Here is a 14619-nt window from a genome sequence, read left to right on the forward strand (position 1 = left end):
CTGCAATGTGAAGCATTTCAACGTTGATCTGCAATAAATGCAAACCAACAGTATTGAAAACGGGCGATATTTTTTATTTCCGTTTCACTGCCAGCGAGATGCACGCGCAAAAGCGTCTGTTTGCTCGGCAGCCCCGGCATGGCAATCAGCGCTTGCGGGCGTCGGCCTGACCGTCCACATACATCCAGAGCAGCGCGCCAAGACTGAGTGGCTTGGGCTGGCCGTCTGATCCTTTAAGCGGGTCCCCGGGAGTCATTGCCGTGCAGCACCACCAGCCCGGCTGATTAAGAATGAAGGAAAACTGTCCTGCCTTGTCTGTGCGGGCTGACAGCTCTTCGTGCCAGGGCGTGGGAACGGTGCGCTTTTCTGTATTGATGCGTGCCATACGTACCGCAGCATTGGGCAAAGGCTTGCCATTCAGCAGGGCTACCCCTGTAAAGAGGGCGGGCGCGGTGAGCCCGAAGGGTCGGGTAAGAGCCTGAATTTCGAATGTCTGGCCAACAGGCTGATCCCATCCGCGCTCCACGCCGTGCACGGGCAGCATGGTTTTGACGTAATGCTGCAAAAACTGCCCTTGAGCTGCGTCCCACCAGGGGCGGCCTTCAATAATAAACTGATAAAGACCGGGAGTGGTCAGAGCCACATTGGCGCCCCAGGCTTTCTGGTCCAGGTAGCCTATTTCTTCCACATCGCCCAAAAGGTCGCGGCGTTCTGGCTGAACCAGCCCATCCTTGACGGGGCTGGCGTTGTCATAACGCAACGCGGCGAACAACTGCGGCATGTCCATGACAAGGCCCTGATTCTGGAAGGGGCGCATCATTGTGATGAGCACATCGACCTGCTCGTCAATGGAAGGAAGCTCTGGCGCAGGGGGCGGCGTAGGGGCATCTGCCCCCGCCTGCGCGGGAGCCTGGGTTGAGGCCTGATCCCCATTGGGGGTGGCTTTGGCAGGCGCGGCGGGGTCTGGCTTGCGTGCGGTTGCGGCGGTTTTGCCAGCGTCTGTGCTTTTTTCAGGCTTGGCCGCAGGCTGTTTGTTATCCTGCTTTTTATCTTCGCGCTTGGCCGCCGGTTCTGCCTTGTCGCTCTTTGGCGGAGCTTCAATGCTGGGCTGACTTGGCACCAGCAAGGTGACCTGGGCGCTGGCTGAAACCGTTGAAAGGGTACAGCACAAGGCTACCCAAAAGGCAGCAGACAAAATTACGCCCGCCATGCGTGGCAGGCTGAATGAAAAGAAAAGGCGCGGCATGAATGCTCCTGAAATGCCCAAAGTGGCGGCCCTGTAGCTCAAAACGGTGCTGAGCCCAAGGGCGGAACGTTCTATTTTCGCCAACGTAACAGAACGCTCATGCATTGTCATGTGGCAGACTGGTGACTTTCTTGCCCGTTGGCGCATGAAAATACGGGATCGCTTGCGTATTCGGCATCGTCTTTGGGGGTACGCGCCACAACCAGCACGTCCACACGTTTCGCTCCTGCCTTGAGCAGGGCCAAACCAGCCGACCGAAGCGTGCTGCCCGTGGTCATAACATCATCCACCAGCCACAGGCGCAGCCCTCTGGTTTGTGGGGAAGCCTCGAAGCTGTGGCGTACATTTTCAGGCCGCGAGCGGGCACTGAGGCCAATTTGGGCAGGACCGGGCCGGGTGCGGCAAAGCAGATCGGGCCTGAGCGCAAATCCGGTCTGCGCGTGCAGTGCCTTGGCAAGCTCATGGGCCTGATTGTATCCTCTTTGCCGCAAATGAGCAGGGTATTGGGGCACAGCCACCAGCGCATCGGCTTCAGGCAGGCAGCGGGCCGCTTCAACAAGAAAAGAACTGAGAAGAGGGGCCAGATAAAGGTGCCCGTCAAACTTGAGCCGCAGAAGCACATGGCGCAAGGATTCACGATAAAGCCCGTGAAATGCCGTTTGCCTCCAGGGCGGCGGGTCTGTGAGGCAGCGCCCGCACAGACTGGCTTTTTGCTCAAAGTGTGAAGGTTCACCGGCAAGGATGGAAGGCATGACGGGCAAGCCGCACAACGGGCAACGGGGTCCCTTGTAGGGAGCGAGCAGGCTGCGGCACTGGGGGCACAGCGGGTTGGCAGGCGTGAAAATATCCGTAGCGGCGGCGCATGTCTGGTCTGAAAAAGTTTCGTAACCGGGGCTGAACGGGCGCAGGCAATGAAAGCATCGCATCTGGGCAAGACCCAGGCGCTGGGCGGCAATGGAGAGCCTGCGGCCAAGTTGCAGGTTCATCTTGCTACCTGACCGTCCGGTTTACGATATGGGCCAGATATGATTTCACAGATAGGAGGATTGGCGAGGGCCGATCAGCAGGGGCTTGATGCGCCGTCTTTGCCGCAGCCGGGGCCGGGAGCTGTGCTGGGGTCATAACCCGGCACCTTGCCAGCCATGAGTCTGCAGCCCCAGTCGTGTCCCCACGCACGCAGCGCGGCACGCACGGCGGGACGCTCTTCAAGGTCTTTTACTTTTTCAAGCCCGCGCAGCAGCCGGGTTTCGCTGATGGTTGCGTTAAGCGGAGAAAGGAAATAGCGCAACGTCAGCAGGGAGCCTGAAAAAAGCAGCTTACCCCGAGGTCTTCCGGCCACAAGGCTTACCAGCGTGGGTTTGATCGGGGCGCGGGGCAACGTGGGCTTGCCCGCCGGGGTGTGGTTTTGCGCTGCCCAAAAGCGTTGGGTGCGGTCAATAAGCGCCTTGAAATGGGCGGGCAGGGAGTAAAAATAGATAGGCGCGGATATGAAGAGCAGGGGAGCGGCTTCGATAAGAGAAAATATTTCTTCAGCCCTGTCGATGTTTCCGCCGGAATTTCGGCCCGCAAGAGTGCATTTATGCGGCGGCTTGGTGCAGCCGCCACAGTCAATACAGCCTTCAAATGTATAATCGCGCAGAGCTACAGTTTGCAGGCAGGCTCCAGCTTCGGCCACGCCTTCAGCCACAAGACGGGCTATGGAGTCTGAAACTCCGTTGGGGTGCGGGCTGCAAAGGAGGGCTACCGGGTTGCTCATGGCCTGAACTCACCACAAAAGGGGTTGTTGGCGGCTTCGTCGCCAATTTTGCTGGCCGGCCCGTGCCCGGGGTAGACCAGTGTTTCTGCGGGCAGCTTGAAAAGCACGTCCCTGACTGAGCGCAGTAGGGTGTCATGGTCGCCGCCGGGAAAGTCCGTGCGGCCAATGGAGCGGTAGAACAGGGCGTCGCCTGTAAAGACCACATTTTCATTAGGAAAATAGTATGAAACTCCACCTGGGGTGTGCCCCGGGGTTTCAAGCACTTCACAAAGCATATCGCCAAGAATTACCTTACCCGTAGGTATACGGCAGCCCGTAAATTCTGGCACTTCAGGGAAGCCCCATATGCCGCCCTTGCCGGATTCTGTTTCTGCAAGGCTGTCGTCGCCCTGCGGAACATAGACCAGGGAGCCAGTGGCATCTTCCAGCGCAGCCACACCATAAATATGGTCGAAATGACGGTGCGTTATGCAGATGGCATCAAGCGTCAAGCGGTGTGCTTTCAGATACTCCAGCATGGGTTCGGGGTCGCCGCCCACGTCAATGGCCACAGCTCTTGGGCCGTTATGGATAAGATAGCTGTTGGTCTGTAGTGGGCCTATGGGAAAAGTGGCAACGGCCATGCGTATATTCCTTGTAGATATGGATGCCGTGCGAAGCTCGGCGGGACGCGCCTCAAGGGCCAGCAGCGCGGTTTATGACTTTCGTCCGTCCGATACTATCCTCTTAATTTTTGCGGGGCAAGTATTGCATGGGCTCTTTGGGCACTGAGCAGCAGTTTTTCAAGATATTTTCTAGACAAGCTCCTACCGGCACACTACACTGCCGCCATGAAACAGGATTTTATGACCCGAGAAGGACTTTAGGACATGACCCAGCACACGACACGGAAAAATGCCAGAGTAGACAAGAAGGGCAAGAGTCATGATACGCGGAATGCCCAGCCCGGCGCAGCCGCTCAGGGCGAACCGTCTGGCGAAGCAGCCCGCCCGGAATGGGCGGGAAGAGCCGAGTCCTTCTGGGATGTGCCGATGCGCGGTGAAAGCGGCAACGAGCGGGTATGGTCAGAGCTGCGTTATATACAGGAACTTGCCCGTGAAGACCTCATAGAAATGGAAGGATTGCTATGCCGCCAGCTGTCAGCCTTTTTGAGCTTCAGCGGCCATGCGCTCTATTTTCCCAGAGATCATGCCCAGGATGAGCCCCAGTTGCTGGCGCGCGAACGCAGGTTGCTTTTGCCCCTGTTCTGGCACGATCGCCTGCTCGGCATGGTCATGCTGCACGGTGTGCGTGCGCGTGAGGTGCGTCCTCTTCTGAAAGTGCTGCCAGCCCTTGCCTCTTTGTGTCTTGAAAATCTTGCACGCGCCAAAGCGGCACGCACTGATGCCGTTACTGCGCTGGCCACGGAAGAAAGCCTTTTTGCCCGAATGGAAGGTGAAGCCGAAAGAGTGCGCGCGCACCTTAAAGAACCTTCCGCGCCGGAAGGTCTTGCGATTCCTATGTACCGCATGTGTATGGGAATTGTGCTGCTGCGGCTGGGCAACGGGCCGGGCATGGTGCGGCGGCATGGTTTTGCCTTTGGCGAAAACGTCATGAGCCAGCTTGCCGATGCTTGCCGGGCTGTTCTGCCCTCGGATGTGCTGGCTGCGCGTGTGGGCTCGCACGAAATAGCTCTTCTGCTTTCGGCCAGCGGGCGCGGCGCATGCCACAAACTTGCCCGGTCTGTTCTGGCCCGTATGGAAGCTTTGCGCCCTGTATCGGCGCTGACGAAGCAGCCCGCAGCTCTGCGCCTGTGCGCGGGGCATGCCTTGTATCCGCAGGACATGCAGGGTCCAGAAATGAGGCTCGGCATGTATGAGCAGGCCCGCTTGCTGATGGCAAGAGCCAGACTGGCGGCAGACGTTGCGGGTCAGACGGCCACGGGCGCTGCTGGCAATCGCTCTGGCGAGGGGCGCATAATGCCTTTTGCCCGTATTCTGCAAGAAGGCGGGCTTGTGCTGGAAGCCCTGCCAGTGGGACGCCTGCGCATCAGCCTGGGCCGGCAGGCCAAGGCCCGCGAAGGTATGCGGTTCGCGGTATGGAGCGCTGCTCCGGGGCCGAAGGCGCGCCATAAGGGTGAAATCGTACTGCTGCGCGTGGGCGACAAAGACTCCATTGCTGAAATTTTGCACTTGGCAGACACAACATTTCTGCCTGCGCCTGGCGACAGTCTGGCCCTTCTTGGACAAAGCCCGGTGCTCAGCCCGGACCTTGACGGTCACGACCCGGCACTGAGTTTTTCGGGAACGCAAGATTTTCTTTCCACACCGCCTACACCACCCACAGCGGCTTTGCAGCAAAAAGCGGAATCCTCTTCGCAGGGGGAAACCGCCGCGCATACGCCCGGGCATACGCCGGATCAGCCTGAAGCCAAAGCACCTTTGTCAGGAGGCAGCGTCGAGCAGCCCGCCGATGAACTGGTGCCCCCAGGCGAAGGTGAAAAGCACGCAACGGGCAGTTCCCAGCCTGAGCCTGCTCCTGCTGTTCATGCTGAAAAAACGGAACAAAGCGAGTCAATGACGCTTTGTGGACACGGTGATTTTCTCAATCGTTTTGCGCAGGAAAGCGAACGTTGCGCGCGCTTTGTGCTTGCCATCGTCCGTATGGAAGGTGCTACCAGTTCAACCGCGGCAACAGCCCTGGGCCTGTGGGAGAAGCTGCTGAACAAGGCAGCCTTGAGTGAAGCGGGGGCTGCGCCTCTGGCTGGCCTTTATGGCAGCAACAGCCTGATATTTTTCCATCCAGGTATGGAGCCGCAAAATGTGACAGCCCTGTATGAAGGCTTGTGCACTGCCTTGAAAGACGGGGGTATTGATGCTGCTGCGGGACTAGCGGCCTTTCCCTTCCTGCAATACCGCAAAGCCGAGATGCCGGACTGCGCACTCAAGGCCTTGGAATACGCCCTTCTTCTGCCCCATCCCAGAGTGGGACAATGCAGTTCGCTGGCCCTTAATATCAGCGCTGACCGCCGTTATAGCCTTGGCGATGTTTTTGGCGCGCTTGAAGAGTACAAGCTTTCGCTGCTGGCTGACGAAACCAATGTTATGGCCTGGAACTCTCTTGGCGTATGCATGGCGGCCCTGGGGCGCGGGCATGAGGCGAGAAGGCATTTTCTTGAGGCTCTGCGGCACAAGCCGGACGACGGGGCAGCCAAGCAGATTTACTATAATCTTGGCAATGTCTGCCAAAGCCTGGGAGAACGCCGCGCCGCCGCCCGCTACTACCGCCAGTGCGTCAAGGTGGCTCCTGACCATCTTTTTGCCCATATCCGTCTGGGGCAGTTGTGCGAGCAGGGCGGCAGAAGGGCAGAAGCCCGCCGCTATTATGAACTGGCCGCCGCCATTGAGGACGCCACTCCCGGGCGGCCCGGCGTCGCCAGACGGCATCTGGCCCGTGTGGCGGCCCGGCAGCGCAAGGGCGGCGAAGCCCGTGAACTGCTGCATGAGGCCTTGCTGCGTAATCCGCAGGATCCTGCGTCCATGCTGCTGCTGGCCAACATCTACCTTGACGGTAACGAAGACCCGGCCATGGCCGAATTGCTGGCCCGTAAAAGCGCTGGCCTGCACGACAGGCCCGAAGCCTGGCAGACCCTGGCTCGAGCCTTGCGCGCCCTTGACCGGGAAGACGAAGCCCGGCTGGCAGAAGCAAGAGCCGTACTGGGCTGAGTTGCAGTGTAGTTTTGTGTTTTTAACGAAAAAGGGCGGCTTAAGCCGCCTTTTTTCGTTGTTTGCAAACCGTGCAACTGGAAGCTGCGGTAGGCAACTACCCCCGCAGGCCGAGCTTCCTGTGCGCGTCCATCTGGTAAGATTTTGGTTTGACGCCAAAGAATTTGGAAAAAGCTGCGCCAAAATGCCCCACATTGGTGTAGCCCACAGCCCAGGCAACCTCGCTCACATTCATATCGCCAGCCTCCAGCAGCTGACCAGCCTTGTGCATGCGGTCTTCATGCAGGCAGCGATACGGGGCCATATCATACAGGCGCTGAAAACCCGCCTTGAGCTTGTTGACGTTCATGCCTACCTTGGCGGCCAGATCCGGCAAGGAGGGGGGATCCGTCATGTGGGCGCAGAGCAGATGCCGTGCCCGGCGGATGTGCTCAATGTCGCCAGTATTGAGGGGGCAGGATCTGCTTCGTGAATGCAAGCCCTCGCGGCCTATTTCGTCTATCACCTCAGACAGCAGCTGTAGCGCTTTGCCCTGAAGATAAAGCTCCAGCGACACACCGCTTTTGCGGCAGGAGAAAAACTGCGAAACCAACATGCGCAACGTGGGGTTGAGGCGGCTGTTCTGGTTGGTTGGCAGTGCCTTGTGCAAGGGGGCGGCCTTTTCAAGGCCCATAAGATTTCTCAGGCACTGGGCTTCAAGGCTGAGCCCCAGCATCTGCACAGGTTGCTTTTTGCATATGGAAAAAATGCCCTGGCTGTCCGGCATGTAAAAGGCAATGCCCGTATCCGGCCCTGCTCCAAGCCTGCAGGGTTTTTCAGCGGCATGTGCCCTGTATTCGGCTTCACCACTCAACACAAAGGCAAATTCCAGGCTGTCGCCACGCAGGCCCGTATCAATAGAGATCTCTTCATCTGGCTTGAAATCCATAATATTCAGTGTAATTCCCGGCATTATCTGCATACCCCAAAGGCCGCATTGGGGCAGTGGAAGCTGCTGCACAGGGCGCGCTTGGCTGGCGCATGATAAGCGCTGCATCATTGTCTCCAGTGGTCAAGTTATTGTGTCTAAATGAAATTAAAATTCATTTTCTACATAGTGTCAATCTTGCCTGCTCCGCACCAAACCTGGATATCCCGGCTATTTTTCCATTTTTTCTCGCCTGAGTGAGTAAAATTTATCCCTGACGGGGAAGATTTGATTTTGCTTGCGGTTTACCAAGATGTGTCGCCGAAAGGGGATCAGCGAGCGGCATAACATTTCAGAAAATGTGCAATGGGGGCGAGAAATGAGAAGAGTTTTTACAATCGGCAGGCTGGGCATACTTGCGGCGACCTTGTTGGCTCCCCTGGTGAGCAATACGGTCTTCGCTTCGGAGGAGGAGCCCATCCAGCTTGATTCCGTAGTGGTCAGCGCGCAAAAATTCAGAACAGACAAGCAGGACGTGCCTTCCAATATCAGTGTTGTCGACAGCAAGACCATGCAGGACAGCGGTGTGGACAATCTGGAAGGACTGAGCGCCCTGGCCCCCAATATCGGCATTTCAAAAATCGACACATACAGCACCCAGGTGGTCTTTCGCGGCATCGGCGGCATGGCCAATATGAACAAGGTGTGGAACATCAACATGGACGGCGTAGCCATACCCTATGTGGGGCTGGATACGTTTCTGGATGTGGACCGCGTGGAATTTCTGCGCGGCAGCCAGGGGGCGCTTTACGGACGCAATACTCACGCCGGGGCCGTCAACATCGTCACCAAAGACCCCGGCAGCAGTGCCAACGGCAATGTCACGCTCAACTACGAAAGCTTCAATACGCTGAAAGCGCGGGCAGCTGTGGGCAGCCCCATAAATGACGTGGCCTCTTACCGTATGGCCGTGGCCTACAAGCGTTCGGACGGTTACTTTCACAACGAATATTACGACAAGAACGACACCAATAATAACGAGCAGTTCACCGCGCGCGGCAAGGTTCTTCTTCAGGCTGACGACAAAAGCAAACTTACCCTTGGCATGTATGCCGACAAATACGAGTCGGCCTTCGACAGTTACGGGCCCGCCAATGGCGACGTAACATTGAATACTGAAAACAACAGGCGCGGCCATAACGACGGCTACCTGCTGTCACCCACTCTTACATGGGAAAAGGATTTTGGTGCTGTAAACGTAACCTCCATCAGCAATTACAGCCGTTCCAACTATAATTACCTTCAGGACTGGGATTTCAGCCGTTTTGACATCATGTATTCCACCTATGACGAGGATTTCAATACCCTCAGTCAGGAACTGCGTTTCAATGGCGGCAGCGACGAATTCAAATGGATGTTCGGCCTTTTTGGCCTTTGGGAACGCATTGACACCAAGACCAACATTCTTTTCGGTGATGACGCCGCTGCCAGTGGCATGAGCCCCGGCGACCACGCGCAGCAAAACTCCACGGTAAACAGCTATATTGGCTCTTCTTTCGGGCAGATTGTCTACCGCCTTTTTCCGTCCATCGAGCTTACGGGCGCGGTGCGCTTTGACTACGAGCGCAAGACGCTGGACTGGAAAAACAAAACCAACCTTGATTATGTGCCCACGGGCAAGCTTGATATGAGCAAGGATTGGCTGGCCTTGTCACCCTCAGCCAGCATAGCTTGGCTGTTTGCGGAAAAGCAGCGCGTGTATGGCTCCATTGCCAGAGGTTTCAAGTCCGGCGATTTCAACAATGTCATGGTTGAAGTGCCGCTGGTGGAGCACGCCGTTGACCCGGAATATACCACCACCTACGAAGTGGGCTATAAAGGCAGACTGCTGGAGAACCGTCTGGAGCTCAATGCCGCCCTGTTCTACATCGACTGGGACAACATGCAGGTGGATATTGAAAGCACTGAAGGCATGTTTAACCCCTATCAGAAAATGAACGCGGGCCGCGCGCACTCCAGCGGCATGGAGCTTGAGGCCCGGGCCTTGATCATGCCGGGTTGGGAAGTGTTCGCCAGCCTTGGCTATATGTTTCAGTACGAATTTGACGAATTTCGCAAAGACGCCACCACAGACCTTTCCGGAAAAAAACTGCCCTTCACCAATGCCTATACCGTTGGCCTCGGCACCGTGTTCCGCACGGAATCGGGCTTTTATGCGGGCGTGGACAGCAGCATTAGCGGCCGCAAGTATCTTGTGGAAGACAATTCACTCAAACAGAACGCCTACATGCTGCTCAACGCCAAGATCGGCTATGAAAAGGACAACTGGGACGTCTATCTGTACGGCAGGAACTTGCTGGACGAGCGGTATGCTACTACGGCCTTCAGCGGAGCAAAGCGCGCGGGTGAACCTCTGGTTGTCGGCGTGCAGTGCGGGTATACTTTCTAGCTCCGCCTTTGGGGCATCCATCTTTATCTGATTGGCCGGGCTTGCATCCGTCATGCGTGGGGGCTTCCTCGTGCATGCGGCTGTATGGCCAGCCACAGAGGAAAACCAGTCAGAACGGCATAAGGACAAGCTATGACCGATTCAAGAGAAAGAATATCTGTAGGGGGCCAGGCCGATGAGCGCCAGTCGCCTGCCGTTCCCGCTTCCCGCTCCGGCGGCCATGCGTGGGCCATCCGCGCATTGTATGTGGGAATGTCCGGAGCCTTGCTCATGTACGCAGGCGATATGCTGCTTTTCGGCAGGCTGTCCAATACCGACATTTCGCCTGAAGGCGTTACTGCCGTCATGCAGGAGGTGGCCGCGGACTCTCCGTTCCGTATTATGCTGGGCGGGGGCCTGGGCCCGCTGGCAGGATTTCTCTATGCCGCCGGATTTTACGGTGTAACGGCTATGGTGCGGCGGGAACATCCCGTCCTGCGTTGGGCCATTATGGGGTTGTTCTGTCTGGCTATGGTCTATGGTGGGGCGTACCACAGCCACTATCCACACTATGCGGCGGTTGGCAGTCATCAGGAAGTGTCCAGTGCAGCAAATTACATAAACGCCCTGACTATGGGGGCAGTGCTGCCAATGGCTTTGGCCAGCCTGCTTTTCATCTATGCCGTGCTTGGCGGCAAAACCCTGTACAGAAAATACACAGTTCTGTTTTCACCGCTGCCGCTCATCCTGTGTGGCATGGCTTTCAGCCATTTGCCGTCACCGTTGACGACGCTTGTGGGAGGCGGCTGGAACAACCTTCTGTTTCTCATCTTCTTTGGCGTGTGCCTCAGGCAGACAAGAGAGCGTGGCTCGGCCATGCCGGATTGTGCGGCAACTTTGGCCCATACGGGAAAAGATGAGGACGATAACGCGTTGTCAGCCAGCCTTGATGTGTCGCGGCGGGCGCTATCACAACTGGCGGAGGTGCCTTCCGGCGGTATTGCTTCGGTCTGCGGGGTGAACTGCTCCGGCCCGGTCACGCAGCGCCTCGCGGCTTTGGGGCTCATACCCGGATGCGCCGTGCGGGTGCTGCGCACGGGCAAGGTGCTCGTGCTGGAATGCTGCGGCACCTTCATTGCTGTAGGGCGGGATTTTGCCCGTCATATAGCGGTGAATCACACTATGAAACACGCGGATAAGGCGAATGGCAGGCAGAAATGAGGCAGGCGACGATAACTGGTCTGACTGATATGTGGGTGGCCGTGGCGGGGCAGCCCAATACGGGAAAATCCACCATTTTCAGTGCGCTTACGGGCATGCATCAAGAGGTGGGCAACTGGCCGGGAAAGACTGTGGAAAAAAAGCAGGGCAAAGCCCCTGTAGGGCAGGGCGGCTACAATGTAGTCGATCTGCCCGGCAGTTACAGCCTGCACGCTCAGTCACCGGAAGAAAATATTGCCGTAGAGTATCTGCTGGGCAGCTCGCCGGACGTCACCGTGGTGGTGGCCAGCGCTGTCAGCCCGGAGCGCACCTTGGCTTATGCTCTGGATGTGCTAGCTCTGGGGCGGCCCATTATACTGGCGCTTAATATGGTGGATATGGCCGCCAGTAGTGGGGTGAACCTGGATGTCTCGACCTTGGCTGCTGGCTTTGGCGTGCCAGTGGTATTGCTTTCCGCCGTGCGCAAAAACGGTGTGGAACCATTGAGTGAATCCATAGGGCAGGCATTGCGGCGGCCACCTGCATCTGGCCGTGTTCCAGAAGCAGTGTTCAAACTTTTGCCCGACCCGTTGCGGCGCGAGGTGTTTCAGGTCAGGGATTGGCTGCTTTCGCACGGAATAGATGAGGGACGGGCTTTGTCCTTATTATGGCAGGCCTTGAGCGGAAGCGCGCCGGACCCGGATGAAACAGGTGTCTTTGGCATGGGCCGTAAAGCAAAAGGCGCTGGCGCTCTGACAAAGGCGCACGGTGCAGACTGGAAGCAGGGCAGCGCGCTGGATGCTGACGGCATACAAGGCAGAGGCTCTGCCGGGCAAAATGCCGAGGCGGCGAACCATGCGCAGGGTGAGGATTGTCGTGCTGTTTTAGCCGCTTTGTGCTCTGAAGAACATCGCCATCAGTTCAGCGAGGCACGGCAGACCTGGCTGGAAAAGCTTGTGGGACGCGACAGCGTAGAGGCCTTGGGCAAGCGTAGCGCCACTGTGGCCTGGGACGCGTGGTTGCTGCATCCCGTGTGGGGTCTGGCTACCATGACAGGCTTTTTGCTGCTTACTCTGGTGGCGGGTTTTGGTATTGGCTTTCCGTTGGCCGGGGGCACAGCCTATCTGTTTTCACTGCCCGAGCCGCATATTCTTGCCTGGGGGCAGGAGGGCAAGCACTTGTTGGCAGCTATGACCATCGGTGTTTGGCGCGGCGTGGGGGCTGTTGTTGTAATGCTGCCGTTTATTGTAGTTTTTTACGCCATTTTCGCCTTTCTTGAAGACGTGGGGTATATGGCCCGCGCGGCTTTTATTATGGACAGGGCCATGAGCCGCATAGGTCTGAACGGCAAGGCCTTTGTTCCTTTACTGTTTGCCATTCCTTGCAATATCTCGGGGGTGGTTGGCTGCCGAACCATTGATGATCCCCGGCAGCGGCTGCTGACCATACTGCTTGTGCCTCTGGTTCCCTGCACTGCCAAAATCGTGGTAATGGTTACTCTGGCATCGTGGCTGTTTACGCCCTTATCCGCCGTGCTGGTTGTTCTGGCGCTGTTGGCTATGAATATGCTGGTGCTGGGCGGCATAAGCCTGCTGGCTGGCAAAGTTATGCCCCCCACAGATTCTCTTGGCGGCCTTGTTATGGAACTGCCGCATTTTCATAAACCCAACCCGCGCGCCATTGGCCGCTATGTGTGGCGCAACGTGCTGGCCTTTCTGAAAAAAGCTTCAACGCTTATTGTGGCTTTCAGCGTGTTGATCTGGTTTTTGTCCTACTATCCCACAGCCGACATCGAAACCAGTCTCATCGGGCAACTGGGCAGGATGTTGCAGCCCCTTGGCGATATTATGGGGGTGGATTGGCGGTTCATGACGGCGCTGCTGGCCTCTGGCGTCAGCAAAGAGGCTGTGATGGCCACCATCGGCGTGCTTTTTGCCGCGACTACCGACCAGTTGCCGGAAATTTTGCGGCACAGCGTCAGCCAGGCCAGCGCCGTGGCTTTTATGTGTGCGCAAAGTCTGTTCATTCCTTGCGTGGCGACCATTGGCATTCTGTACAGCGAATCCCGCTCACTCAAAATTCTGGCTGCAATGTTTGCTTACTCGCTTATCCTACCTGTTGTAATGGCTGCCATTGTTTACCATTTTGCCCTCCTGCTCGGTTGACTGACCGCAACCGGGCTTTTCACGCGCCTGCTCCCTGGGAGGGAGTGGGCGTTTTGTACGGCATTCCTTTCAAAACGGGTTGGCGCACGCGCGAGCAGCAGGCAATCTGACGGCAGGGAAGGCAGTTCGTGGTGGCCTTGTGACATTGACTTTCATTTTCATGTGAGGCAGCATGCATCCATTCTAAACTATCCGCCTCGAATGGCTTGCAGGAATATCATGACACCTTCGCAAATCGTATCTGCACTAAATTCCCTTATTTCCATCCGTCAGCCGGTTTTTATCTGGGGCGCGCCGGGCGTAGGCAAAAGCCAGATCGTAGCCCAGGTGGCCGAGGCCCGGGGTATGGCCCTGCGCGACATCCGCGCCGTGCTGCTGGACCCTGTTGACCTGCGCGGGCTGCCGCGCATTACGGATCAGGGGGTTGCCGTGTGGTGTCCTCCTGCGTTTCTGCCAACACCGTCTGATCCTGAAGAAGGCATCATTTTTCTGGATGAGCTGAATGCCGCGCCGCCTCTGGTGCAGGCCGCCTGCTATCAGCTTATTCTTGACCGCGCCATCGGGGAATACCGCCTGCCAGACGGCTGGTCCATTGTGGCTGCTGGCAACAGGGAAAAGGACAAGGCCGTGTCTTACCGGATGCCTTCGGCTTTGGCTAACCGCATGGTGCACTTGGAGTTTGATGCCAATCTGGATGACTGGCTCTCCTGGGCGCAAGGTTCGGGCATCCGCGCAGAGGTTTGCGCATTTTTGCGGTTTCGCCCCCGCTTGCTGCACGATTTTGACCCGCTGAAAGCGGAAAAAGCCTTTGCTTCGCCGCGTTCGTGGGAATTTGTATCGCGCGTTCTGGATGCCGGGCCTGATGCTGACGTGGAGTACGAACTGTTTCAGGGCACAGTGGGTTCGGCGGGCGCTGCGGAATTTATGGGCTTTCTTTCGGTTTGGCGCGAACTGCCCACGGTGGATGAAGTGCTGGCCGCCCCGGCCTCTGCTATGGTTCCGCTGGAACCAGCGGCCCTCTATGCCATGTGTGAAGCCTTGAGCCTCAGGGCCAGCACAGAAACCATCGAAGCGCTCACTGCCTACGCTGAACGCCTGCCCTCGGAATTCGGCGTGCTGCTTATGCGTGATGCCGTTTGTCAGGATACGGATCTAGTGCAGACCGAGGCCTTTTCACGCTGGGCTGAAAAAAATGCCGAAGTGCTGATGTAGG

At 57.4% G+C, this 14619-nt stretch carries 10 protein-coding genes; 5 read left to right on the forward strand and 5 right to left on the reverse strand.

Annotated features, from left to right (window positions below; all coding sequences use genetic code 11):
• Positions 1-145: 145 nt before the first annotated feature.
• The 4 genes from HNQ38_RS01435 to HNQ38_RS01450 form a co-directional block, all read right to left on the reverse strand.
• The gene (locus tag HNQ38_RS01435) at positions 146-1246 is read right to left on the reverse strand and encodes a DUF4198 domain-containing protein (protein WP_183717537.1); all 1101 of its coding nucleotides are present in this window, start codon (positions 1244-1246) and stop codon (positions 146-148) included.
• A gap of 107 nt (positions 1247-1353) precedes the next feature.
• Positions 1354-2232 carry a ComF family protein gene (locus HNQ38_RS01440; protein ID WP_183717539.1) on the reverse strand — a complete coding sequence of 293 codons (879 nt, stop codon included), beginning with the start codon at positions 2230-2232 and terminating at the stop codon, positions 1354-1356.
• Positions 2233-2306: 74 nt separating this feature from the next.
• Positions 2307-3002 (reverse strand): flavodoxin family protein, encoded by a 696-nt coding sequence (locus HNQ38_RS01445; RefSeq protein WP_183717540.1) that lies wholly within the window; start codon positions 3000-3002, stop codon positions 2307-2309.
• Positions 2999-3625, reverse strand: a complete 627-nt coding sequence (locus HNQ38_RS01450) for an MBL fold metallo-hydrolase (RefSeq protein ID WP_183717542.1) — start codon at positions 3623-3625, stop codon at positions 2999-3001. The genes HNQ38_RS01445 and HNQ38_RS01450 overlap by 4 nt, the downstream gene beginning before the upstream one ends.
• A 246-nt stretch (positions 3626-3871) precedes the next feature.
• Between HNQ38_RS01450 and HNQ38_RS01455 the strand changes: the two genes are divergently transcribed.
• The gene (locus tag HNQ38_RS01455) at positions 3872-6706 is read left to right on the forward strand and encodes a tetratricopeptide repeat protein (protein WP_183717544.1); all 2835 of its coding nucleotides are present in this window, start codon (positions 3872-3874) and stop codon (positions 6704-6706) included.
• Positions 6707-6803: 97 nt separating this feature from the next.
• Here HNQ38_RS01455 and HNQ38_RS01460 read toward each other — a convergent pair whose 3' ends face one another.
• Positions 6804-7742 (reverse strand): AraC family transcriptional regulator, encoded by a 939-nt coding sequence (locus tag HNQ38_RS01460; protein ID WP_183717546.1) that lies wholly within the window; start codon positions 7740-7742, stop codon positions 6804-6806.
• 250 nt (positions 7743-7992) lie between these two features.
• Here HNQ38_RS01460 and HNQ38_RS01465 point away from each other — a divergent pair, with 250 nt between their 5' ends.
• The 4 genes from HNQ38_RS01465 (at position 7993) to HNQ38_RS01480 (ending at position 14618) form a co-directional block, all read left to right on the forward strand.
• On the forward strand, positions 7993-10062 hold the full coding sequence (locus HNQ38_RS01465) for a TonB-dependent receptor (protein WP_183717548.1): 2070 nt from the start codon (positions 7993-7995) through the stop codon (positions 10060-10062).
• Between the two features lie 132 nt (positions 10063-10194).
• Positions 10195-11262, forward strand: coding sequence for a FeoA family protein (locus tag HNQ38_RS01470; RefSeq protein WP_183717550.1), 1068 nt, complete (start codon positions 10195-10197; stop codon positions 11260-11262).
• On the forward strand, positions 11259-13406 hold the full coding sequence (gene feoB / locus HNQ38_RS01475; protein ID WP_183717552.1) for a ferrous iron transport protein B: 2148 nt from the start codon (positions 11259-11261) through the stop codon (positions 13404-13406). The genes HNQ38_RS01470 and feoB overlap by 4 nt, the downstream gene beginning before the upstream one ends.
• 219 nt (positions 13407-13625) lie before the next feature.
• Positions 13626-14618, forward strand: coding sequence for an AAA family ATPase (locus tag HNQ38_RS01480; RefSeq protein WP_183717554.1), 993 nt, complete (start codon positions 13626-13628; stop codon positions 14616-14618).
• The last annotated feature ends 1 nt before the right edge of the window (position 14619 follow it).

This window comes from Desulfovibrio intestinalis (assembly GCF_014202345.1).
GTDB classification, from domain to species: Bacteria; Desulfobacterota; Desulfovibrionia; order Desulfovibrionales; family Desulfovibrionaceae; genus Desulfovibrio; species Desulfovibrio intestinalis.